Origin of the sequence: Parasphingorhabdus sp. (assembly GCF_036963705.1) — a bacterium.
Taxonomy (GTDB): domain Bacteria; phylum Pseudomonadota; class Alphaproteobacteria; order Sphingomonadales; family Sphingomonadaceae; genus Parasphingorhabdus.
Window position 1 is genome coordinate 40,465 of the sequence record NZ_JBALUT010000006.1, and the last position, 21,186, is coordinate 61,650.

The following is a 21,186-nucleotide window of genomic DNA, read 5'->3' on the forward strand; positions in this document are numbered from 1 at the left end:
AAAGCCTTAACGTTTCTATTCTTTCAGACTCTCGATCAACGCTTCCGTCCTGATCAGCATCGCGGGACCGACATTGGTTTCGATCAAGCCGTCGGATATCTTGGACCACGTCTCTCCCGCTCCCCCAGGTACCGGCACCGGTTCGGTGGTGGCGTCGGCGACATCCTCGACAAGCTCGACCAGCAGCGCATAATCATGCCCTTCCAGATTGAACACAACGGCTCGCTGGCACTCGTCGCTCTCATAATCGTTGAGCCCTAGAATTTTGGCGCAGTCGATCACCGTCAACGCCCGGCTGCGCAACGATGTCAGTCCGGCAATATAGGGCGGTGCGCCCGGAACCGGGGTGATCTTGTCGATCTCGATGACCGCGTCTACTTGAAGCGAAGGCAAGGCGATCCGTTGCCCCGCGAGTTGCACCAGCACAACCGACATATTCATGCGGATTTCCTCTGCTGTTTCATCAACGACTCCAGCAAACTGCCGCGATCATAACGATAGATGACGCCGCCTTTGTGATCGGCCGCTTCGGGATCATTGGTCAGGGTAATCACCTGACCGGCGCGCGATGGCGCAGCTTCCTGCGAGCTCATCGTAATCGCGATGTCGACATCTTCTTCGCTGTCAGTGCCGACGATCCGGTAGCCTGCGGCCTCGACCATCGGACGAAGGATCGAACGGACCCACGGGTCGGCTTCGTCGATCTGGCAGGTTTTGGATATTTTCCCGTGGCTGTGACTGTCATGCTGGGTGAACAGCCAGTGGCAATCGAGCACCTCGACCGCTTCGCCGTCGAACAGGGTGACGCCTTCGATCTCGCCCTTCTTCTCTCCTGGCAATACCGCGTTGGCAATGTGGATGGTGTCGACGACATTCTTGATCGCATAAGCCAGATGATTGGCGCCATCGCTGAATATCAGCAGATTGGTTTCCTTTTCGTCAAGCGGGCCATAGCCGGTCCCTGCGAGCGGATAAATGTCTCCGTCGATGACAACCTGCGCGCCCTCGTCGGACAGCCGCACAGCGGCGCTGTCGACCTTCTGGATCCGGCTGACCGGGTCCATCCGCACGATCCGGCGCGTGCCGTCGAGGCCGATGACGAGCAGGGCCGAGACCGCTGTGGTCTCGATTACCTTCTGGCGACCCGCCAATGCCGAATTCCGGCTCGAATTGCTGACATCGCTGACCAGCCCTTCGCGGTCCGCAATCGCACCCATGAAGAGCATCAATATCAGGCTTCCGTCATCGAGCAGCGAGCTTCCGGTATAAAGCTGGGTGGCGGCGATCGAAGGTGGCAGCGGCTTGATCACCAGTTCCTGATGATCGATAACCTCGTCGACCGCCAGCCCGAACAGATCGCCACCCGCCAGCCGGATCATCAGCAGCGCAGCATTGTCCGATTCACTCGATGGTTCAAGATCGAGAATCCGCGCCAGCGAACAGCAACGCAACCGCTGGTCGAGAAATTTGACCAGCAAAGTATCGCCGGCCTGGTCGAATTCCAGCGCCTGGGATTTGATGCTGACAATTTCCTCGACATAGGAACGCGGAATGCCAAAGCTTTGATTGCCGGCCTTCACGGTCAGCGCCGGGATGATGCTGAGCGTCGCCGGCAGCGAAATAACGTGGCGGGTTCCCTTGCCTGGCTGGCTGGTCACACGGATATAGCCGCCGAGGCTTTCGATATTGGCGCGGACCACATCCATGCCGACACCGCGGCCGGAGACCGAAGTCACTTCGTCTGCGGTGGAAATACCGGGATGGAACATCAGCGCAATACGCTGGTCTTCGGGCAGGTTCGCAGCTGCTTCGGCGGTAACGACGCCGGCAGAGATCGCGCGGTCGACCAGACTGGCGGTGTTGATGCCAAACCCGTCATCGGTGACCGAGATGATGATGCTGTTGCCGGTCTGGCGCGCGGAAATATGGATCAGGCCGATCTCGCTCTTGCCCGCAGCAAGCCGCTTGGCCGGTTTTTCAATGCCATGGTCGATCGCGTTGCGCAAAATGTGCATCAGCGGATCGCGCAGCAGTTCGATCAGTTCGCGGTCCAGTTCGACCTGCCCGCCCTCGATCTCGACCATCGCATGTTTGCCAAGCTCCGCCGACAGATCGCGGACCAGCCGCGGCAAGGTCGCAAACAGATGCTCCAGCCGCTGCATCCGCATCCGCGAAATATCCTGACGGGCATCGTCGACGATCGTCGAGAGCCGGTCGAAGGTCGAGCTGACCACCGGATCGACATCCGAATGGCGGATCGCCCGCGCCAGTTCGTTGCGGACCAGAACGATATCGGAAATCCCCGCCATCACCCGGTCGAGCAGCGGCACCGGCAAGCGGATCGAACGGGCTGGGCGGACGACATTCTTCTTGCCTTCGTCATTCAGCTGATCGGCAACCAGTGCTTCGATCTCGCTGCCATTTTCGGCGTCGGGCTCGAGCGCTATGACAAATTCGTCATCGCCGCCCTCGGGAAAAGCTTCCCCGGCGTCGATCGCGTCGACCATCGCGACAATCCGGTCGATGGTCGCCAGCACCGCATTGATCAGCGGGCCGTCAGGAGCGCGCTTGCCGGCGCGGACATCGGCCAGCGCCCCTTCTGCGGCGTGCCCCAATTTCTCTATTCGCGGCAGATCGAAAAAGCCGCTGCTGCCCTTGACCGTATGAACGAAACGGAAAATGGTATCCAGCCGCTCGCGATCGGTGGGATCGGCCTCCCACGTCACCAGCTCGCCCTGCATGGCCTCCAGCATCTCGCGCGTCTCGGCAATGAATTCTGCCAGCAGATCGTCCATATTACCCCACCTCGAATATATTCCGGCCATAGATTGCACAGAGATGGTTGATGAACGGTTAAATATTGTAACGCGGTGTAATTTGGGGGTGGGCAGCGGGCTTGTCATGTTCGGGGTGCAGATTACCGGGCTGGGGCAAGGGAGTGGGGGCCGCTTACGGGCGTCATAAGACTTCATCGCATATTGCCGAGCATGGCTTAGAAGAGGACGTTAAAGATAGAAAAACTGCAGGTCAGCAAACACCCCGATTGCGGATGTTCCTGCCCAGTATTCCTCGCCTGAAAGTAGAAACCTTGTTATTGGGAATATCGAACGCCGCGTAGGACTATGGGTTTTATGCTGGCGACCGGTTCAAGGGCAATGTGCATGGCAATTAATCGATATATTCTGCTCCCGCTTTTTATGTGCTTTCTAGCCGGCTATTCGGACGCGGCTCATGCTATTGATTGCACAACCGTAGCGACAGAACGGGAAAAAGCCGTTTGTCAGTCGGACGGTCTGCTTGCTCTCGATGCCATGCTGAACAAGGCTTATGGTGAGGCGCTCACCCTGGAAACAAACCCTCGGGAAGGCGACAAGGACCGGAACCTGCGCCGCGAGCAACTAGCCTGGATAAAGGCCGCTGATGGGTGCAATTCTGATACGTCTTGTATTCGCGAGGTCTATGCCAGCAGATATGTAGCGCTTCGTGCCTATTCCGATCTCGGTTTCGCTGACATGGAAGGCCTGACGGGCCTCGCGGATGTGCTGGAGATCTGGGCGGCAGCCGATCCATCCACAGGGGGCGTTCCGCTAGCCGTGCGGTCTGATGCAGGCGACACGTATCTGATTGCTGTGCCGGTAAGCTGGGCCAAGCCCTATCCCTATTATGAAGTCTATTTCATGCAACGGGACAAAAATCCTGAAAGGATCACTTTTCCTGATCTGCGGGTAGAACAAGAAATGGTCAAAGAAGCAAAAAGCGGGAAATTTGCGATCGAGGATCTAACCGTCATGACCGGTGCGCAGTTTCAGGGTGTGTCTTTTGTAGGAAGAGATGTGGTCAGTAAAGCCATGACCGGCGGTGCCGGGGGAGAGTGGATCTACCGGCGGTGGCGTATGGACTGGACCGGCGCATATGGCGTCAGCCCGGCGCTGACGGACTATGAAATCGAGAATGTGCGCGATGGATTTACGATCAAGGTTTTAAGTGCGCCGGAAAGGTGACGATTTTTTACCAACAGGGCAAGATTGACCGATAATCTGCAACAATCGATTTCCCATCGAAACCCGTCTTTCCGCTTTCCACCCACTTGCTACCGTCAATTACGGTCAAAGCTATTGTCCACTGTCAGGATGAAGCGGACAATAGAAATGGAGCCCTCAAACCAAGTCTTTCCTACAATTCACCAGATAGGTTATATAGTCTCGATCTAACAAACCATTAACACCTGCCGCACCGCTGTGCTGCGGTCGGGATGGTTTCATTGGAAGGAATATGACTTATGACTTTTCAGGATGAATTTGCGCGGCGGTTAAACGCGGCTCGGGGTGTGGCAACGGGTGACGGCGGGGAGGACACTCCGGACAAAGCCGTTCGTCTCGAGCGCAGTCGAGAGACTGGTGATGACGAACAGGTGTCTCGACTTCGCTCGACACGAACGGATGGGAATGGAGAGCATATTCGTCATCCTGAATTTATTTCAGGACCTCTGGAGGCTGAACCGGAGGATCGGGGTGCGAGGGACCGGGTCCTGAAACGAGTTCAGGATGACGATTCTATGCGGTTGCAGGGGGATGGCGGTGTTGACGCCACCACTCCCTCCCCTGCCATCCGCCACGACGGCTGGCACCTTGATCTGCGGGTCAAATTTCTCGAGGCGCTCGCCCAGACCGGTAATGTCCAGGCGTCGGCCTATTTTGTCCAGCGCACCCGCCAGTCGGCCTATGACCTGAAACGCCGCGATCCGGATTTTGCCCGGGCGTGGCTGGCAGCATTGGTGCTGGCGCGGGAGGAAGCGCAGGACAAGTTGCAGGAGCGGGCGATCGAAGGGGTCGAGGAGGAGATTTTCTATCATGGAGAGGTCGTCGCGACGCGGCGGCGCTATGACAGCCGGTTGCTGCTCGCCCATCTGGCGCGGCTCGACAAGATTGCAGCGGAAATCCCGGCGCAACGCGGCGCGGCGCGCTTTGGTGATATGCTGAAAGCGATTGGCGCGGGCGAGGACACCGCGCCGCTGATCGCGACGCCGACCGAGGAAGAACTGGCGGTACGGGCCGCCGAAGCAGAGCTGCATCCGGAACCGGAAGTGGCCGAGGAAGAAGAAGGCGCGGAATTTTACGAAATCCACTGGCCGGACGATGACGGCCCGCCGGAATATTATCAGATGAGCCCCGAAGAAGCCGCCGAGATGGAACGCGACGTCCCGGGCCTGGTCGCGAAAGCCACGGGAACCGCCGACGACGCCGTGATCACGCCACTGGCCATTCACGCGGAAGCACAAGCGCAGTTCGAGGTCGACCGGGCGGCGGTGCGAAAAAATCTATAACAGTGTAAAGTGTGTAAAGTTCGGGTGGTGAAATCGCACTGGCCATCGCAGGAACAGCTTCGTCATCCTGAACTTGTTTATCTTCGTCATCCTGAACTTGATTCAGGACCCCGGGCGTCTGAACCGGATGATAGTGGCAAGCGGGACGAGGCCCTGAAATGAATTCAGGATGACCAACACTGATGCACTATGACGAATCACCCGGCAGCAACCCCGAACAGATCATGCTCGTCGGCATCCTCGATCACCGCGTCGATGATATCGCCGACCGACAGGCTGGCAGGGACGTTGCGGAGGAAGACATTGCCGTCGATCTCGGGAGCATCGGCTTCAGACCGCGCCGTCGCGCCGACATCGCCGTCTTCATCGGGTTCGCCGATGTCGTCGATGATCACCGGCAGGGTGCGGCCGACCTTGGCCTTCAGCTTGGCGGCGCTGATCCGGGCGGTGACTTCCATGATCCGCTGGTAACGCTCTTCCTTGACCTCTTCCGGCAAGGCGCCGTCGAGCAGATTGGCCGCAGCGCCCTCTACGGGTTCAAAGCGGAACGCGCCGACGCGGTCGAGCTGGGCTTCCTCGAGCCAGTCGAGGAGATATTTGAAGTCGTCCTCGGTCTCGCCGGGAAAGCCGACGACGAAGGTCGAGCGGATGGTGAGATCGGGGCAGATATCGCGCCAGCTCTTGACCCGCTGCAGCACCTTGGCCTCGTTGGCCGGGCGCTTCATCCGCTTGAGGACGTTGGGCGCGGCGTGCTGGAACGGGATGTCGAGATAAGGCGTGATCTTGCGCTCGGCCATCAGCGGGATGACCTTGTCGACATGGGGATAGGGATAGACATAGTGGAGACGGGTCCACACGCCCTTGCCTTCCGGCGTCCGCAGCTCGCCAAGCGCGGCGGCGAGATCGGTCATATGGGCGCGGACTTCGCGTCCCTGCCCGGTCGGGCCGTTCCACTGGCGCGGCTGGTGGCGGATATCGACGCCATATGCCGAGGTGTCCTGGCTGATCACCAGCAGTTCCTTGGTGCCGGCCTCGACCAGCTTCTCCGCTTCGCGCAAGATCGCGTCGGGGCGGCGGGACACAAGGTCGCCGCGCAGGCTGGGGATGATGCAGAAGGAACAGCGATGGTTGCAGCCTTCGGAAATCTTGAGATAGCTGTAATGGCGCGGGGTCAGCTTGAGACCCGCTTCGGGCACCAAGTCGACGAACGCGCCGCGGGCGGCCGGAGCCGCAGCGTGAACCGCGGTGACGACATCCTCATATTGATGCGCGCCGGTGACGGCGAGCACATCGGGGAAGCGCTTCATGATCATGTCGGCTTCATTGCCCATGCAGCCGGTGACGATCACGCGTCCGTTCTCGGCCATCGCTTCGCCAATCGCCTCGAGGCTCTCCTCCTTGGCGCTGTCGAGAAAGCCGCAGGTGTTGACCAGCACGACGTCCGCACCGGCATAGTCGGGCGACAGATCATAGCCGTCGGAGCGCAGCTGGGTGAGAATACGTTCGCTGTCGACCAAAGCCTTGGGACAGCCGAGCGAGACCATGCCCACTTTGGGCGGAGAAGGAATTTGCGTTGCCATATTGCGCGGCCTTTAGGCGTGTTTTGCAGGGGAGTCACCAAAAGATCGCGATGGCCGGATTGCCGGGACCGCGCAAGGCCCGCCGAGAACCGCGCTGCAATTGCCGAAATGGGCAAAATTCGCTATGGCTACGAGCCCCGGCCCGAGCCGGGGAACGTTCTGGGGAGGATGATATGAATATATTCGATGTGAACTGGATTGCAGTCGTCGTGGCCGCATTGGCGGGCTTTCTGGTCGGGGGCATCTGGTACGGCCCGGTGATGGGCAAGAAATGGATGGGCGCGGTCGGGCTGACCGAGGAGCAGATCAAAGAGGGCAGCATGGGCAAGATCTATGGCGGCGCCTTCGCGTTCAGCCTGGTCGCCTCGTGGACTTTGGCGCATACATTCGCCACCTATGCCGCGGATCTGGATTTCGGCGTGAAGGTGCTGACAGCCTTCGGCGTCGCGCTCGGCTTCATCGTTCCGGCGATCGGCACCAACTATCTCTTCTCGCAGAAGAGCAAGGCGCTGTTTTTCATCGACGCAGGTTACTGGCTGCTGTTCTACATCGCGATGGGTGTGGTCCACGCGTGGCTCGGCTGAGCCATGCAGCGGATCGGATCAGGCGTGTCCCGCCAGCGTATCGGCGATGATTCGCCAGACCTTGGGGTTGAAGCCGAGGCCGAGATGGCCGCCATCGACCCGGATGTTGCGGGCCTGGGGATTGTAGATGTCCCTCGCGATATCGGGCCCGACAATGCCGTCCCGGTCTGAATAGAGGACGGTCAGCGGCTGTTCGAAGCCGATGCTGTTGCGGTCGTGGACCTCGCGCTCGAACCGGTCGAGCTGGATATTGGCAGACTTGGCGTAGCGCTGGCCGGGAGTGGTATATTTGGGGCCACCGATGATCGGGGTGCCCATGGTGATCACCTCACGGACCAGATGGGGAGCGAGACGAGCCGCTTCGCGGGCGATGATCCCGCCGAGCGACCAGCCGATCAGGGTAAACGGCTGTCCGCCATTCTCGGCGAAGCGGGCCTCCGCAACCGCCATGAAGCGCGCGACATCGCGGTCCACCGAGCCTTTGTTGCGGCCGAGCGACCAGTCGGCGACGTCATAGTTGATCCGTGCCAGAAAGGCTTCGAGCGGGCGCATCGACAATTCGCTGCCGCCATAGCCGGGGATCAGATAGACCGGCCGGCCATCGCCGCGCGGTGCCGTGACAAGCCGCGGCCATTGCAGGCCAAAGCGCAGCAGATCGAGCGGCAAGGACAGTTCGCCCAGCTGCGCCAGTCTATGCGGTGGGCGAAGCCCGGTGGGCATCGGTATTTGGGTGGCCATCAGCAAGCTCCATGATTGACCCGTCAAGATAGTGACTTATCTCGCAGGTGCAACATGAACTAATGGGCAGAGTTGATCAGGCGTCCTCGGTCGCCGGATGCTCGACGCCATTGCCGGGGATGATCTCGACGATGATGTCGCCCGCTTCGAGCTTCTTCGCTTCGGTTTCCCAGAAACCGATCACCGTGTCGCCACGGTATATCCGAACACCAAGACCCGAACCGACGACATCGCTCATCGCCATTCCGACTTCATCCTCGGTTACCGAGCGCTGGACCAGCTTGACCCGGCCGGTGGCCGAAGCGAGATCGCTGAGATAGTCGGAAATCTTGGCCCCTTCGCAGCTCCCGGCGAGCAGCAGCCCGGCGAAACTGACGGGATTGATAACGGTCGTCGCACCGGCCTGGCGCGCCAGTAACTCGTTATCCGCAGCCTTGATCGAAACGCTGATCGGCAAATGATAGGCAAGATGCCGTGCGGTGAGAACGATCAATATGCTGGTGTCGTCGCGCCCGGCCGAAACGATCATCGACCGCGCCCGTGAAATCTTCACGTTCATCAGCGCGTTGTCGCGCGTAGCATCGCCATTGATCACCGCGCAGCCGAGCTTCTCCGCCAGTGACAATGCGTCATCCGATGTGTCGATCACGACAATTTCTTCCGGCTTGGTGCCGCGCGCAAGAAGCTCCTGCACGGCTTCGCTGCCGCTCGTGCCAAAGCCGGCGATGACGATATGGTCGTGCAAATTGCTCTGAATCAGTTTCATGCGCCAATTGTCCCAGGTTCGTTTGAAAACAAAATTGTAGGCCGTGCCGACAAAGATTAGCACGACGAAGATTCGAATAGGAGTCACAACCAGCGCGTCGAACATCCGCGCCCGTTCGGTGACCGGTGCAATGTCGCCATAGCCAGTGGTAGTGATCGAGATCATCGTGAAATAGACGACGTCGAGAAAGCTCACATCGCCGTCATAGCTGTCCTGCAGGCCGGTGCGATCGAAATAATGGACCGACACAGCCATCCCGATAAGGCCGAGGACAAAGGCGACGCGCCACGCTATATCCGCCCAGATCGGCAAACTCGAACGCCGCCGCAGGGTGAAATAGTCAGAGATTTTGCGCTGTGTTTGCCTGGCCATGGTGGGTTCAGCTATTTTTCGGCAGATGGATATTCGGATCGACCGGCTTGCGGTCCTTCCGGATCTCGAAATGCAGCTGCGGTTCCTGAACATAGCCGCTTTCACCGGCAAGGCCGATAACCTGACCCGCGTTGACCTTCTGGCCACGCGTCACATTCAGCTTGTCGGCATGGCCATAAGCGGTAACCCAGCCGGAACCATGGTTGATCAGGATCAGCCCGCCAAACACTCCGATTTCATCGCCGCTGTAGGCGACCACACCGCCGGCCGAAGCACGTATTGGCGTGCCTTTGGCGACGCCAATGTTGAGGCCATCATTGACCTTGCCGCCACCTTTGCTGCCAAAACTGGAAATCACGGTTCCATTTACCGGCCAGATGAACCGACCGGAGAAGGCCCCCGGAGTAGCGATGGCTGTATTGGGTGCGATGGCTTTCCGCCAGTCCGATGGCTCTTTCACCGCAGCACCATCGGCCAACGCTGGCTGTCCACCGGTGACGATATCGTCAATATCCAGGTCGAAAGCCGCAGCACGTTGCTCGACACTCAAACTGGAAAGATCTTTGGGTGCGGAGGCAGGCAGCAACAGCTTCTGTCCCACACGCAGGATATAAGGGTCCTCGAGAGCGTTGAGTTCCACTACTTCGCGCCACGACGCACCATAGGCACGGGCAATCGCGATACCGGTCTCACCCGAGTTAACGGCGTGATATCGGCCGCCGGTAATCTTGAGTCGCTGCCCGGGATGGATGACATAAGGTTCAACCAACCCGTTGGCGGACGCAATGATTTGCGATCCCGCGCCTGTCTGATTGGCAATACCGCGCAATGTGTCACCCGGCTGCACGACATAGGTTCCCGATGCCACTTTCTGGGCATTGGCTGAGACTGAACTCGCTTGCCAGGGCGAAGGTTGGGTCGGCTGGGGGGCAGTGCTTAAAACGGCAAGATCCGTAGCCAATTGAGGCCGGGCTGGCGGAGCGGCATAATCATCACGGCCTGCAGGGATGCAGGCGGTGATACCCAAGAGCAATATCAGGATCGCAATGTGACGCATATCTGACCCCATTAACTTATTCCACTTGCCGAAACGCTATTAGCAGCAAAACCACAGCTTGCCAGCCCTGGTCGCCCAAGGATAGCGAATTCGGATCGCAGCGCCTCACCATCAGCTGTAAAGTTTTTTCAACCTATCCATCGAATCATAGTGGGTTAGATCCAGGTGGAGGGGTGTGATCGAGACATAGCCGTCGGCGATCGCTTCAAGATCGGTGCTGTGCTCCGGCGTTTCGACCATCGGCCCAAGACCAAACCAGTGATATTCAAAACCCCTGGGATCGCGGTTGCTGACGATCTGCAGTCGGCCGTAGTCACGGATACCCTGCGACACGATCCGCACGCCCTTTACTTCGCTTGCTGGCAGCGCTGGAAAATTGATGTTCACCAGCGTCCGGTGATCCATCCGCTGGGAGATCAGCGGCCGCAGTACCCGCTCGCCCCATTGCACCGCGGCCTCGAACGGCACATCGGCGCCCATATCTCCTCGCGCATAGGCTTGGCTTAGCGCGATTGACGGGATGCCCGCCAGTGCGCCTTCCATCGCGGCTGACACGGTACCCGAATAGGTAACATCCTCACCAAGGTTCGCGCCGCGATTTACACCGGACAAGATCAGATCAGGCGGTCCGTCTTTCATAATCTTGGCGACCGCCAACATCACGCTATCGGTTGGCGTACCATCGACCGAATATTGCTGATCGCCGCGCTTGCGAATTCGCAACGGCCGCGTGAGCGTCAGCGAATGGCCTGCTCCCGAATTCTCGTCAGACGGCGCGACTATCCAGATGTCGTTGGAAAAATGCTGCGCAATATCGAGCAGGATTTTCATCCCAGGAGCATCAAAACCGTCGTCGTTGGTCAATAATATCCTCATCAGACTGGCTCCAGTTTGTCGATCCCGCCCATATAGGGCAGCAATGCCGACGGAACTGTAACAGAGCCGTCAGCCTGCTGATAATTTTCCAGTACGGCGACAAGCGTACGGCCAACGGCTAGACCCGAGCCGTTAAGCGTGTGGACAAATCGTGTGCCCTTTTCCTCGCCTTCTGGCCGGAAACGGGCATTCATTCGCCGCGCCTGATATTCGCCGCAGGTCGAAATGCTCGAAATCTCGCGATAGGTGTCCTGCCCCGGCAACCAGACTTCCAGATCGTAAGTCTTGCGCGCTGTCGCACCCATGTCGCCGGTACATAGCAGCATTTTGCGATAGGGTAGCTCAAGCGCCTTGAGGATTGATTCGGCAGCTTCTGTCATCCGTAAATGCTCTGCATCGCTGTTGTCGGGATGGACGATGGCAACCATCTCGACCTTTTCAAACTGATGTTGACGGATCAGACCTTTGGTATCCTTGCCAGCGGAGCCAGCTTCGCTTCGGAAACAAGGGGTCAGTGCGGTCAATCGGATCGGCAGCTGCGCTTGATCCAATATCTGCCCGTATACGCTGTTAGTCAGGCTGACCTCTGCGGTCGGGATAAGCCAGTGACCATTGGTAGTCTGGAACGAATCCTCGGAAAACTTGGGGAGTTGGCCGGTACCAAACATCGCCTGATCGCGTACCAACACTGGCGGTGCACATTCCTGGAAGCCGTTTATCATGGTCTGCTGGTCGAGCATGAACTGACCAATCGCCCGCTGCAGTCGCGCCATCTGGCCACGCAGAAAAGCAAAGCGCGAGCCTGACATTGCTGCGGCCGTTTCAAAATCCAGACCCAGCGCCGGACCGATATCGCTATGTTCACGCGGAGCAAAATCAAATGCCCGCGGTTCGCCCCAGCGATCAACCTCGACATTGTCATCTTCATTTTCACCAAGCGGGACGCCTTCGGCAGGCAGATTCGGCAGTGCAGCCAGAACATCCTGCAATCGGCTCGAAACTTCCCGCTCTTTTTCTTCTAGCTCCGGCAATTTGCTTTTCAGTTCGGCGACTTCCGTCATTAGCGCCTGCGCGGTGTCCTCATCGCCCTGCCCCTTGGCTTTGCCTATCGCCTTGGATGCCTCGTTACGGCGCGCTTGACCATCCTGCAGCTGCGTTTTCAAAGCGCGGCTTTGCTCATCGAGAGCTAGTATATTTGAAGCGACTGCTTCGGCGCCACGCTTCGCCAGTGCTGCGTCAAAATCTTCCGGATTATCGCGAATATATTTTATATCATGCATGACCAAAGCCTATGCCGACCGTCTGTTTCACTTGCAAGACTGCAAAGAAAAAAGCGGCCAGATTGCTCCGGCCGCTTTTTCAAATCATTCTGCTGAGAAGTCTAGATGGCAACCGCCGCCTTTGACTTGCGTCGGCGGGCAAACAAGGCTGCTGCCGCGGCACCGAAAAGCAGGACAATCGGTGGTGCCGGAACTTCGGTACCGCCGTTCGATCCTCCACTGCTGCCACCCGAAGACGAGCTGGAGCTGCTGCTCGACGAACTGGAACTGGAGGAGCTGCCCGAGGAACCGGTGGACGTGCTGTTACCACCGAAACTCGAAGACCCGCCCGTTGCGCCCGACGAGCTGCTGGTGGAACTGCCACCCGAACTCGAGGAAGATGAGCTGGAACTGCCAGATGAACTGCTCGACGAGCCTGAACTGCCCGATGAGCCTGAACTGCCCGATGAGCCCGAGCTACCGGAAGAACCAGAGCTACCGGAAGAACCAGAGCTTCCCGACGAGCCGTTTGAACCACCGCCGGAAGAACCGTGTCCGCCCGAGCCGCCATGGCCACCTGAACCACCGTGACCACCTGAACCGCCATGCCCGCCCGAGCCACCTTTTCCACCGGTTGAGCCGTCACCGCCGCTGGAACTAGACGAGCTACTCGAAGAGCTGCTGGATGAACTAGATGAAGACGAACTGCTGCCTCCGGTAGATGTGCTGGTTGAACCGCCGGTACTGGTTACGCCGCCGGTAGAGGTACTGGTTGAACCACCGGTGCTGGTAACGCCGCCAGTGGATGTGCTGGTCGAACCACCGCTCGTCGAACTGCCGCCGGAAGATGTGCTTGATGATCCGCCGCTGCTGGTAGAGGAAATTACAACACTTCCCCCGCCGGAGCCGCCACCGCCACCAAAGAAACCGCCGAAGAAACCGCCGCCGACGCCGCCGCCATATCCGCCGCTGCCGCCAATCACGACAGGCACAGAGCTGCCACCATCCTGCATCGGTGGAGCAGGTGGCATATAAGGAGGCAGGGGAAGCGGGATCGGTTGCGCCGCCGGAGTCTGAGCAATCGTCACGACCGTCGGCTGACAAGCTGTCACAGTTTTAGTCACAGTACGCCGCGTGCGTTTGATCTTACGAGCGGGCTCACCTTTGCGGACCATCCGTGCGCGAACCGGCTTCTTCTTTGAAACCTGCTTCACATAGGGTGCCGTAGGCGCTTCTGACACGTGAACTGCGCCGCCGCCAATCAGTGCCCCGCCGCAAGTGCAAGCGCATAATTTTGCTAGAGCCATCCGTACCGACATAATATCATCTCTCTTCCGCTGTGGAGGCGACCGGTCAATCAGCATTCAACCGCTGACATTCCTTTTCGCTCTCTCGACATGCATTAGAAACGCAGAAGAAATCGTAAACTACAATTGCGTTAACCCTGTTTATCGATTCAAAATGGCAAAAAACCTTAGCAGCTTGTATCCAACCACGGTTAATGTCCCGAATTGGAACCGTTGAAGATGCTATTATTGCCAAAGCCCGAACAGATCCGGAAATTCTGAGGCGGCCTAAGGTTGAGCCATATCCGCTTGAAGGGCTTTGGAAAATACATCGCATCAAGTTTTAGGTGCTCGAAGTTTTCCCATTTGAGGATTAATGGAATGACAACAATTTTGCGCCTTGTTTCCGCTAGGTGTGCTGGGTATAGGCCCGCCGTGTAAATGGTTTCAACCTCCCGGATTCGGGAGGGGAGATGTTTGGAGAGTATGTTGGCATCCTCGGTAAAAAAAGCATCCGGAAAAAATAGCGCAAATGGCGCAGATCTGGTCCTTGCAGACGGCTATGAGCCGAGCGAAGACGAAGAGTTTATGAACGAGCAGCAGCTCGCTTTTTTCAAGCAAGCCTTGAAAAAATGGAAACAAGAAATCATTGAAGAATCCAAAGAAACCCTGGCACATTTGCAGGATGGTCCGATTCAGGAAGCCGACCTGAATGACCGCGCATCGAGCGAAACCGACTGGGGACTGGAGCTGCGGACCCGCGACCGTCAACGCAAGCTGACTTCCAAAATTGATGCGGCATTGCGACGGATTGACGAAGGCGAATATGGCTATTGTCAGGTCACCGGCGAACAAATCTCGCTCGACCGGCTGAAGGCCAGACCGATAGCGACAATGACCGTGGAAGCGCAGGAAGCGCATGAACGAAACGAGAAAATTTCACGCGATCAGTGATATAAGTTACTGCCTCGGCGAAATAATTAACAGTTATGCTGCCTAAAGGTCGGAACACTAGCTTGATCCAGCGCAGTGGTGCAAATTCACCCTCGGAAAAAACAGCCGGACATTAACCAAATCTGCACTATTTCTGCACTATTTCTCGTTTTACGAAACATGGTTTTACATTTATCGACTGCGGGAATCGTATGAAAGAAACATTTGACGATAGTCTGAAGATGAATAGTCAGGCGGTTGATCATCCGAAGCGTCAGCTTGATCGGGACAGCCTGTTTCTGAAAGCAGCGCTGCGTTTCATTGACGGCGATGACTGTGGTGAAGTGCGTATCCGCAACTTGTCGGCAGGTGGGCTAATGGCTGAAGCACCGGTTCTCGCTAAACGTGGCGACAATGTCCAAATGGAACTGCGCAACATTGGCCGGATTACCGGTTATGTTGCTTGGGTTGCCCAAGGTAGATTCGGCGTCGCCTTCGATCATCCGATCGACCCCAAACTGGCAAGGCAACCTGTCGGACAGAAGAAATCGGATTTGCCACGCTATTTGCGTTAACCGGCTTAAGGTTCCTCTCTTTGCAAAATAGCCAGTGCTCTCAGTAGAGAGCGGCTCAGACTTCCACATAAAGCTTGATTAGAATAACTTCCCTGCATAGGACCTGTTAATCAATCGATTAAACGGGAGTTTTGGCATGGCAGGGCCGCTAAAGGGTATCAATATCATCGAATTTGCCGGAATAGGTCCCGGCCCTTTTTGCGGCATGATGCTCGCTGATCAGGGTGCTACAGTCACCGTTCTACATCGCGCCGGCGGCGCCCCGGATCCACGTCTCGCGCTTTCCCGCTCTCGCAATCTGGTCGAGGTTGACCTCAAGTCGGCGGAAGGGATCGAGACTGCGCGGAATCTGGTAAAGAATGCCGACGGGTTGATCGAGGGTTTCCGTCCCGGTGTGATGGAGCGGCTCGGCCTGGGGCCCGATGTATTGCTCGCTGACAATCCGGGCCTGGTTTATGGTCGGATGACGGGTTGGGGGCAAACCGGTCCGCTGGCTTCAGCAGCAGGGCATGACATCAATTATATTTCGATATCCGGCGCCTTGCATGCCTTTGGCAGAGCTGGTGAAAAACCAACCCCACCAATCAATATGGTTGGCGATTTCGGCGGCGGCGGAATGATGCTTGCGCTGGGCATGGTTTCCGCTCTTCTCCATGCCAAGACCGGAGGCACTGGTCAGGTTGTCGATTGCGCAATGACCGACGGTTCCGCTGCATTGATGGCCATGATCTTCGACTTTCACAATGTTGGTCACTGGAAAGACGAGCGGGGCGTCAATCTGCTGGATACCGGTGCGCATTTTTACGACAGCTACGAGACGTCGGATGGCAAATATGTCTCGATCGGTTCCATAGAACCGCAATTTTATGCACAGCTCCGTCAAATAGCAGGCCTCACGGAGGATTCCGCTTTCGACGCGCAGATGGATCCCAGACAATGGCCAGCGCTGAAGGAAAAGCTGACGACGCTATTCAAATCCAAGACCCGCTCGCAATGGTGCGATTTGATGGAAGGAACGGACATCTGCTTTGCGCCAGTTCTGTCGCTCGCAGAAGCGAAAGAACATCCCCACAATGTCGCAAGAGAAACTTTTGTCGATGTCGGAGGGATGAAGCAACCGGCACCAGCCCCGCGTTATTCGGTTACGGTTTCGGATCCACCCAAGCGCCCTGCCTGACCCATGTCAATGACTCGATCAGCGTAGCGGGGACCAATCGTCAACTCATTGCCGTCCTGCAGAATTACAAATCGCTTGCGCCCCTTTCGGCGAACTTCCGCAATGCAATCACGCCGGACGATGGCAGACCGGTGAACGCGGACAAACAGACTGTCGGGCAATTGGTCCTCCAAAGACCGCATGGATTGGTGCAACAGAAAACTACGCCCCCGCAGATAGAGACGCATATAGTCCCGTTCCGCTTCAACCCATTCAATATCCAGAATATTAAGTTGTAGTGATCCCGTTCCATCCTGCACCCAAAGAAGTTGCGCGATTTGCGGTTCCTGGTCCCGGCGGTTGCGTGCGATGTTGACAATGGCGCGCTCGACAGCCTCTCTTAGCTGCCCTTCCTTGACTGGCTTCAATAGATAATCCGTTACTTCCAGCCGGAATGCCTGCACCGCATATTTATTGTGCGCGGTCGTGAAAATAATCTGCGGAGTTCGCGGCAAGCCCCCGCAATATTCCGCTACTCCGAGACCTGACAAATCGGGCATGTCGACGTCTAGCAACATGATATCGGGCTCTAGCTGCCTGATTTTCTCCAAGGCCTGAAGGCCACCATTGGCTAAATCCATATTCCCGAAAAGCTTGGTCCGTTCACACAATGCCTTGAGCCGGGAACGGGCGAGCGGCTCATCATCGACAATCAGGACCGATGGCAGGCTTGTCGTCATGTTCAGATGTCCTGAAAAATCAGGGATGGATCCGGCAGGACAATGGTCGCGGAGGCCATCCCCGCCTTGTTATTGGCCAATAACAACGAGGCATTCTGACCATATAGTGCTTTCAAGCGATCCTGGATGTTGATGAGACCGGTCCCGGTCCCGGCAGTGCGGTCCTGGGAAAGACCAGTTGGTGTTTGTACCCGGCCATCATTCTCGATGCTGATCCGGAGGCGATCGCCCTCTCTATGTGCAGAGATGATGATATTGACCGGCTGGTCCGTTCCTGAAACACCGTATTTTACCGCATTTTCAATCAGTGGCTGGATGATCAGCGCTGGAATACTCCAACCATTTGCAGCTGGGTCGATATCGACTGTATAGCTGAGCCGATCAGGAAAACGCATGCGTTCAATCTCTAGATAGCGAACCTGCTGCGCGATTTCCTGTTCTACCGCTACCATATCCTGAGCGCCATCAGTCAACACCGAGCGCATATAATCAGCAAGATCATCCACCAGTTTTTCTGCCTGCTGGTTTTTTCGATCGATGATCAGGCTGCTTACCGAGTTCAGGGCATTAAAGACGAAATGCGGGTTCAATTGATAACGCAGCGCCCGTAGTTCACTTTCCCGATTCAATTGTTCCAGCCGTCGACTATGCACCATCATCTGCTGCAAATCCCGACTATGGGCCAAGGCTAGATATAGCGCGCCCCAACTGGCGAGAATGAAATAGCGGGTGAAGGCCTCGTCCAGAACATAGGCCCAGTCGAAAGTAACCAAATTAACCGGATCAAACAGGTAGGAAAAGTCGAGCATTGCCGCATCATGATCGAAGATGATCTGATCAAGAATGGCGATATAATTGGCCAGGATCATGGTCGGCAAGGTAAGCATGAATATCGCCGCCCCCATACCATTGCGGCGCACCGCAATGAGCAGCCGGTACAGCAACCAGGTGACGGTGATACAGACGCTGGTCATCAAGATACGCTGGAAGAATAATGCGTCTGCATTTTCCTGCATTCTGTAAAGAAAACGGCTCGTTACAAACAGGAAATAGGCACCCCATATGCCGAACATCGACTTGATTGCCAAAGCCTGGTTGACCGGGAACAAGCGGTCGAGCACCGAGCGGGTTCGAACCCCGGCATCTTGTGCCAAATCACGGGCCGATTCGAGCTTCACGAAGCTGGATTACTGTCGCTTGCGTCGATCCCCCTCCGGGTGCGCCAATAGGTTGCAAAACTGGCCAGCCAGTGACTGCCTGCATAATGCGGCGTACGAACAGATTCCTCTCCGGAATCGCCGTGCAGGGTCGCTGACGCAAGGAGCGAAGCTCGACGTTTATCGCCATCAGGAAGCGCGGAAGCCATGCCTTCGAGCGCCCATGCGCGTGAAAGATTGAGACCGTCGAGATGCACGAGTTTACCGTCGGTCGGGTCATTGACGATACCGACTGCTAGCCACTCACTGCTGCCATCGGTCGGAATTGCAGGCAGAAAATCAGACAGCCAGCCGGCATATTCACCTTCATCCATCACCCGCCGCATCAAGTCGGCCACCATCAGGCAGGAAGACAGGAAGTCCTCTCCAGAAGGCTCATAAGCCATCGGGCAGTTCCGGTCTTTGCGATGGAAAGCCAAAGCCTTGTCGCGCACCAGAACAGTCATTTCATTGTCACCGCTGCGCTCGGCCCAATCGAGAAACAGTCCGAATGCAAAAGCGGACTGGTTGTGAGTCCCCAGCCGGATGGGATAGGCCAGTTTTGGCAACCAATCCTTGATATTCCCAACAATCACCGCCTCGAGCGGTTCCAGTTGCGCGAGCCAGGCCTTTGCTTGCTCCGCCTTGCCACCCTCGCCAGCCGCGATCTCGCGCAATTCGGCGGTCAGTTGCAGGAACCATGCAATTCCATAAGGACGCTCGAATGCCTTGCGGTCATCTGCGCTAAAATAGGCTAATTCACCGGCAATTTTTTCCGCGGTGAAATTCGCGCCAAGCGCCGCAGCGATCTCTTCATCCATCTCGGGAACCAGATCCTGCCCCCAAAGACGGGTCAGCAACCAATGGCCGTGAACAGCGCTGTGCCAGTCAAAACAGCCATAGAAAACCGGTGTCAGCTTTGACGGCTCCGCCACATCCGCCGCGCTGTTCAACACATGGCTTATCTTGTTGGGATATTGTTTGTTGAGGCAGCTGAGCGCTATCCGCGCATAAGCATGCTCTGCTTTGCGCGGTGTCAGACTATTGGCGGCCGGATCGGGCGCGACATTTTTACGTTCGAAAACATCGCGCTCTTGCGACGACTGTCGATCATCTTCCTCGGCCACCGAACAACCCGCAAGTGTCGAGATCATCAACACGACCAATGCTTTTCTGTAGACCATTCAACGCCCTCCAAAGATCAATTTCTATTAGAGATGAATTGACCCCTTGGCAAAAGGCTATAGGGCAAAACATCTCTTCCGCCATTGCCAGTTTCGGCCAGGCGATTTGCAGTGGAACAGATAAAGTCGCGACACAACCCGCCATATTTCTGACCGGTAGCCCCTTGCGGCATATCGCAACAATGTCACTGACAGCGAGCATTGGTCTGCTGACAATGTTCATCGTCGACTTTGTCGATCTGCTTTATATCGCGCAACTGGGCGACAGCGCTCTGACCGCCGCGATGGGTTTTGCTGCCACGGTCCTGTATTTTGGCACGGCCTTCCACATCGGCCTTATGATTGCCACCAGTGCGCTTGCCTCCCGCCATATCGGCCAAGGCGATCCGCAGCAGGCCCGGCGTTATCTGACCAATATACTGGTGCTCAGCATGATGCTGTTGATTCCGTTGGCTGCGCTGTTTTTCATTTTCGCTCCCGAAATTCTCGAGCTGGCCGGAGCGGACGGGGCCGCTAATCAGGCAGCCACGAACTATATTCGGATCATCGCCCCATTCATGCCGTTCAGCGTTGCAGCCATGGTCTGTTCCGGTTTTCTGCGCGCCCATGGCGCAGCGCGGCGGGCGATGAACGTGACGCTCAGCATGGGCATCACCAATGCCATTCTCGATCCGATATTCATCTTCGGCTTTGACTGGGGCATGCAGGGCGCCGCGATTGCCAGCGCCTGCGCAGCCCTTGTTTCGACAATGTTTGCTATCTCCCCGATCTTGAAAAGTTACGGGGGCTTCAACCGCTTTTCTCTACTCCTTTTTCGCGAGGACATGAGACCGATCATGGCAATCTTGCTCCCAGCGATCCTGACCAATGTTGCCACACCGATCGGAGGCTTCATTTCCTACCGCTTCATCGCTGATTATTCCGATGATGTGATCGCCGGATTTGCGGTCGTGGGCAGGGTCGTACCGGTGGCTTTCTGCTTGCTGTTCTCGTTGTCCGGCGCCGTAGGACCGATCATCGGACAGAATTTCGGTGCGCTGAAATTTGACCGGATTCGTATCACGATCAAGCAGGCCACCCTGTTTGCCTTGATCTATACGCTCGCAATCTGGCCGATCCTTTACCTGCTCAGTGATCCTATCAGCGACGCGTTCAACCTTGTTGGAGAAGGCCGTCACGTGTTCTGGCTATTTGCCGCCGTGCTGACCCCCCTGTTCTTCTTCAACGGCATGCTGTTCATTGGCAATGCCGCCTGCAATAATCTCGGCCGGCCGGCCTGGTCGACCTTGACGAACTGGCTGCGCAACACGCTCGGGCTTGTTCCCTTTCTGTGGCTCGGCCGCGAATTTTACGGACTGGACGGTATTGTTATCGGGCCGGCCTTCGGCGGCATAATTTTCGGTGTGATCGGATATATGGTTGCGCAATATCTGGTCGGCATCCGGGAGCGACGGGCCGCGTTAACCAGTTAATTTGCCCATCAACCGCGTCCCGCGATGGAACAGTGTCTTTTTGCTCCGCGCGAGCCTTATAAAAATCGGCTATGTACGGCTTGATCCGC

The 21,186-nt window shown here is 57.0% G+C and carries 20 protein-coding genes; 9 read left to right on the forward strand and 11 right to left on the reverse strand.

The genetic code is table 11. The features are described from left to right. Nucleotides 1-15: 15 nt before the first annotated feature. Nucleotides 16-441, reverse strand: coding sequence for a chemotaxis protein CheW (locus V7680_RS02495; RefSeq protein WP_335651710.1), 426 nt, complete (start codon nucleotides 439-441; stop codon nucleotides 16-18). Further along, entirely contained in the window at nucleotides 438-2,795 is a 2,358-nt protein-coding gene (locus V7680_RS02500) for a chemotaxis protein CheA (RefSeq protein WP_335651711.1), read from the reverse strand. Before V7680_RS02500 ends, V7680_RS02495 begins: the two co-directional genes overlap by 4 nt. 366 nt (nucleotides 2,796-3,161) lie before the next feature. On the opposite strand from V7680_RS02500, the gene V7680_RS02505 reads away from it, so the two are divergent. Together V7680_RS02505 and V7680_RS02510 are read left to right on the forward strand one after the other, a co-directional pair. Further along, on the forward strand, nucleotides 3,162-4,001 hold the full coding sequence (locus V7680_RS02505; protein WP_335651712.1) for a lysozyme inhibitor LprI family protein: 840 nt from the start codon (nucleotides 3,162-3,164) through the stop codon (nucleotides 3,999-4,001). A gap of 278 nt (nucleotides 4,002-4,279) precedes the next feature. Next, complete coding sequence (locus tag V7680_RS02510) at nucleotides 4,280-5,323, forward strand: hypothetical protein (RefSeq protein WP_335651713.1); 1,044 nt, start codon at nucleotides 4,280-4,282, stop codon at nucleotides 5,321-5,323. Between the two features lie 197 nt (nucleotides 5,324-5,520). Here V7680_RS02510 and rimO read toward each other — a convergent pair whose 3' ends face one another. Next, on the reverse strand, nucleotides 5,521-6,903 hold the full coding sequence (gene rimO / locus V7680_RS02515) for a 30S ribosomal protein S12 methylthiotransferase RimO (RefSeq protein ID WP_335651714.1): 1,383 nt from the start codon (nucleotides 6,901-6,903) through the stop codon (nucleotides 5,521-5,523). Nucleotides 6,904-7,076: 173 nt separating this feature from the next. Here rimO and V7680_RS02520 point away from each other — a divergent pair, with 173 nt between their 5' ends. Further along, the gene (locus V7680_RS02520) at nucleotides 7,077-7,487 is read left to right on the forward strand and encodes a DUF1761 domain-containing protein (protein ID WP_335651715.1); all 411 of its coding nucleotides are present in this window, start codon (nucleotides 7,077-7,079) and stop codon (nucleotides 7,485-7,487) included. Nucleotides 7,488-7,505: 18 nt separating this feature from the next. Here V7680_RS02520 and V7680_RS02525 read toward each other — a convergent pair whose 3' ends face one another. The 5 genes from V7680_RS02525 to serS form a co-directional block, all read right to left on the reverse strand. After that, nucleotides 7,506-8,225, reverse strand: a complete 720-nt coding sequence (locus tag V7680_RS02525; RefSeq protein ID WP_335651716.1) for an esterase/lipase family protein — start codon at nucleotides 8,223-8,225, stop codon at nucleotides 7,506-7,508. A gap of 76 nt (nucleotides 8,226-8,301) precedes the next feature. After that, nucleotides 8,302-9,363, reverse strand: a complete 1,062-nt coding sequence (locus V7680_RS02530; protein WP_335651717.1) for a potassium channel family protein — start codon at nucleotides 9,361-9,363, stop codon at nucleotides 8,302-8,304. Between the two features lie 7 nt (nucleotides 9,364-9,370). Continuing rightward, a complete protein-coding gene (locus V7680_RS02535; protein WP_335651718.1) occupies nucleotides 9,371-10,420 on the reverse strand; it encodes a M23 family metallopeptidase in 1,050 nt (349 codons plus the stop codon). A gap of 111 nt (nucleotides 10,421-10,531) precedes the next feature. Beyond that, nucleotides 10,532-11,296: a 5'/3'-nucleotidase SurE gene (gene surE, locus V7680_RS02540; protein ID WP_335651719.1), complete on the reverse strand. Its 765-nt coding sequence runs from the start codon at nucleotides 11,294-11,296 to the stop codon at nucleotides 10,532-10,534. Continuing rightward, entirely contained in the window at nucleotides 11,296-12,576 is a 1,281-nt protein-coding gene (serS, locus tag V7680_RS02545; RefSeq protein ID WP_335651720.1) for a serine--tRNA ligase, read from the reverse strand. The genes surE and serS overlap by 1 nt, the downstream gene beginning before the upstream one ends. Before the next feature lie 105 nt (nucleotides 12,577-12,681). On the opposite strand from serS, the gene V7680_RS02550 reads away from it, so the two are divergent. The 5 genes from V7680_RS02550 (at nucleotide 12,682) to V7680_RS02570 (ending at nucleotide 16,526) form a co-directional block, all read left to right on the forward strand. Next, nucleotides 12,682-13,146, forward strand: a complete 465-nt coding sequence (locus tag V7680_RS02550) for a hypothetical protein (protein WP_335651721.1) — start codon at nucleotides 12,682-12,684, stop codon at nucleotides 13,144-13,146. 132 nt (nucleotides 13,147-13,278) lie between these two features. Beyond that, nucleotides 13,279-13,590 (forward strand): hypothetical protein, encoded by a 312-nt coding sequence (locus tag V7680_RS02555; protein ID WP_335651722.1) that lies wholly within the window; start codon nucleotides 13,279-13,281, stop codon nucleotides 13,588-13,590. Nucleotides 13,591-14,327: 737 nt separating this feature from the next. Continuing rightward, the gene (dksA, locus tag V7680_RS02560; protein WP_442954959.1) at nucleotides 14,328-14,795 is read left to right on the forward strand and encodes an RNA polymerase-binding protein DksA; all 468 of its coding nucleotides are present in this window, start codon (nucleotides 14,328-14,330) and stop codon (nucleotides 14,793-14,795) included. 191 nt (nucleotides 14,796-14,986) lie between these two features. Next, nucleotides 14,987-15,349, forward strand: a complete 363-nt coding sequence (locus V7680_RS02565) for a PilZ domain-containing protein (RefSeq protein WP_335651723.1) — start codon at nucleotides 14,987-14,989, stop codon at nucleotides 15,347-15,349. A 136-nt stretch (nucleotides 15,350-15,485) separates the two neighbouring features. Beyond that, nucleotides 15,486-16,526, forward strand: coding sequence for a CaiB/BaiF CoA transferase family protein (locus V7680_RS02570; RefSeq protein ID WP_335651724.1), 1,041 nt, complete (start codon nucleotides 15,486-15,488; stop codon nucleotides 16,524-16,526). Here the strand turns inward: V7680_RS02570 and V7680_RS02575 are convergent. From V7680_RS02575 to V7680_RS02585, 3 genes are read right to left on the reverse strand one after another with little or no spacing between them, the layout of a single operon-like run. Next, nucleotides 16,484-17,245 (reverse strand): LytR/AlgR family response regulator transcription factor, encoded by a 762-nt coding sequence (locus tag V7680_RS02575; RefSeq protein WP_335651725.1) that lies wholly within the window; start codon nucleotides 17,243-17,245, stop codon nucleotides 16,484-16,486. The two genes, V7680_RS02570 and V7680_RS02575, sit on opposite strands and share 43 nt — an antisense overlap. 2 nt (nucleotides 17,246-17,247) lie before the next feature. Then, nucleotides 17,248-18,423 (reverse strand): sensor histidine kinase, encoded by a 1,176-nt coding sequence (locus tag V7680_RS02580; RefSeq protein ID WP_335651726.1) that lies wholly within the window; start codon nucleotides 18,421-18,423, stop codon nucleotides 17,248-17,250. Continuing rightward, nucleotides 18,420-19,625 (reverse strand): DUF2891 domain-containing protein, encoded by a 1,206-nt coding sequence (locus tag V7680_RS02585; protein ID WP_335651727.1) that lies wholly within the window; start codon nucleotides 19,623-19,625, stop codon nucleotides 18,420-18,422. The genes V7680_RS02580 and V7680_RS02585 overlap by 4 nt, the downstream gene beginning before the upstream one ends. Here V7680_RS02585 and V7680_RS02590 point away from each other — a divergent pair. Further along, nucleotides 19,607-21,097, forward strand: coding sequence for an MATE family efflux transporter (locus V7680_RS02590; RefSeq protein WP_335651728.1), 1,491 nt, complete (start codon nucleotides 19,607-19,609; stop codon nucleotides 21,095-21,097). The two genes, V7680_RS02585 and V7680_RS02590, sit on opposite strands and share 19 nt — an antisense overlap. Nucleotides 21,098-21,186: the final 89 nt, after the last annotated feature.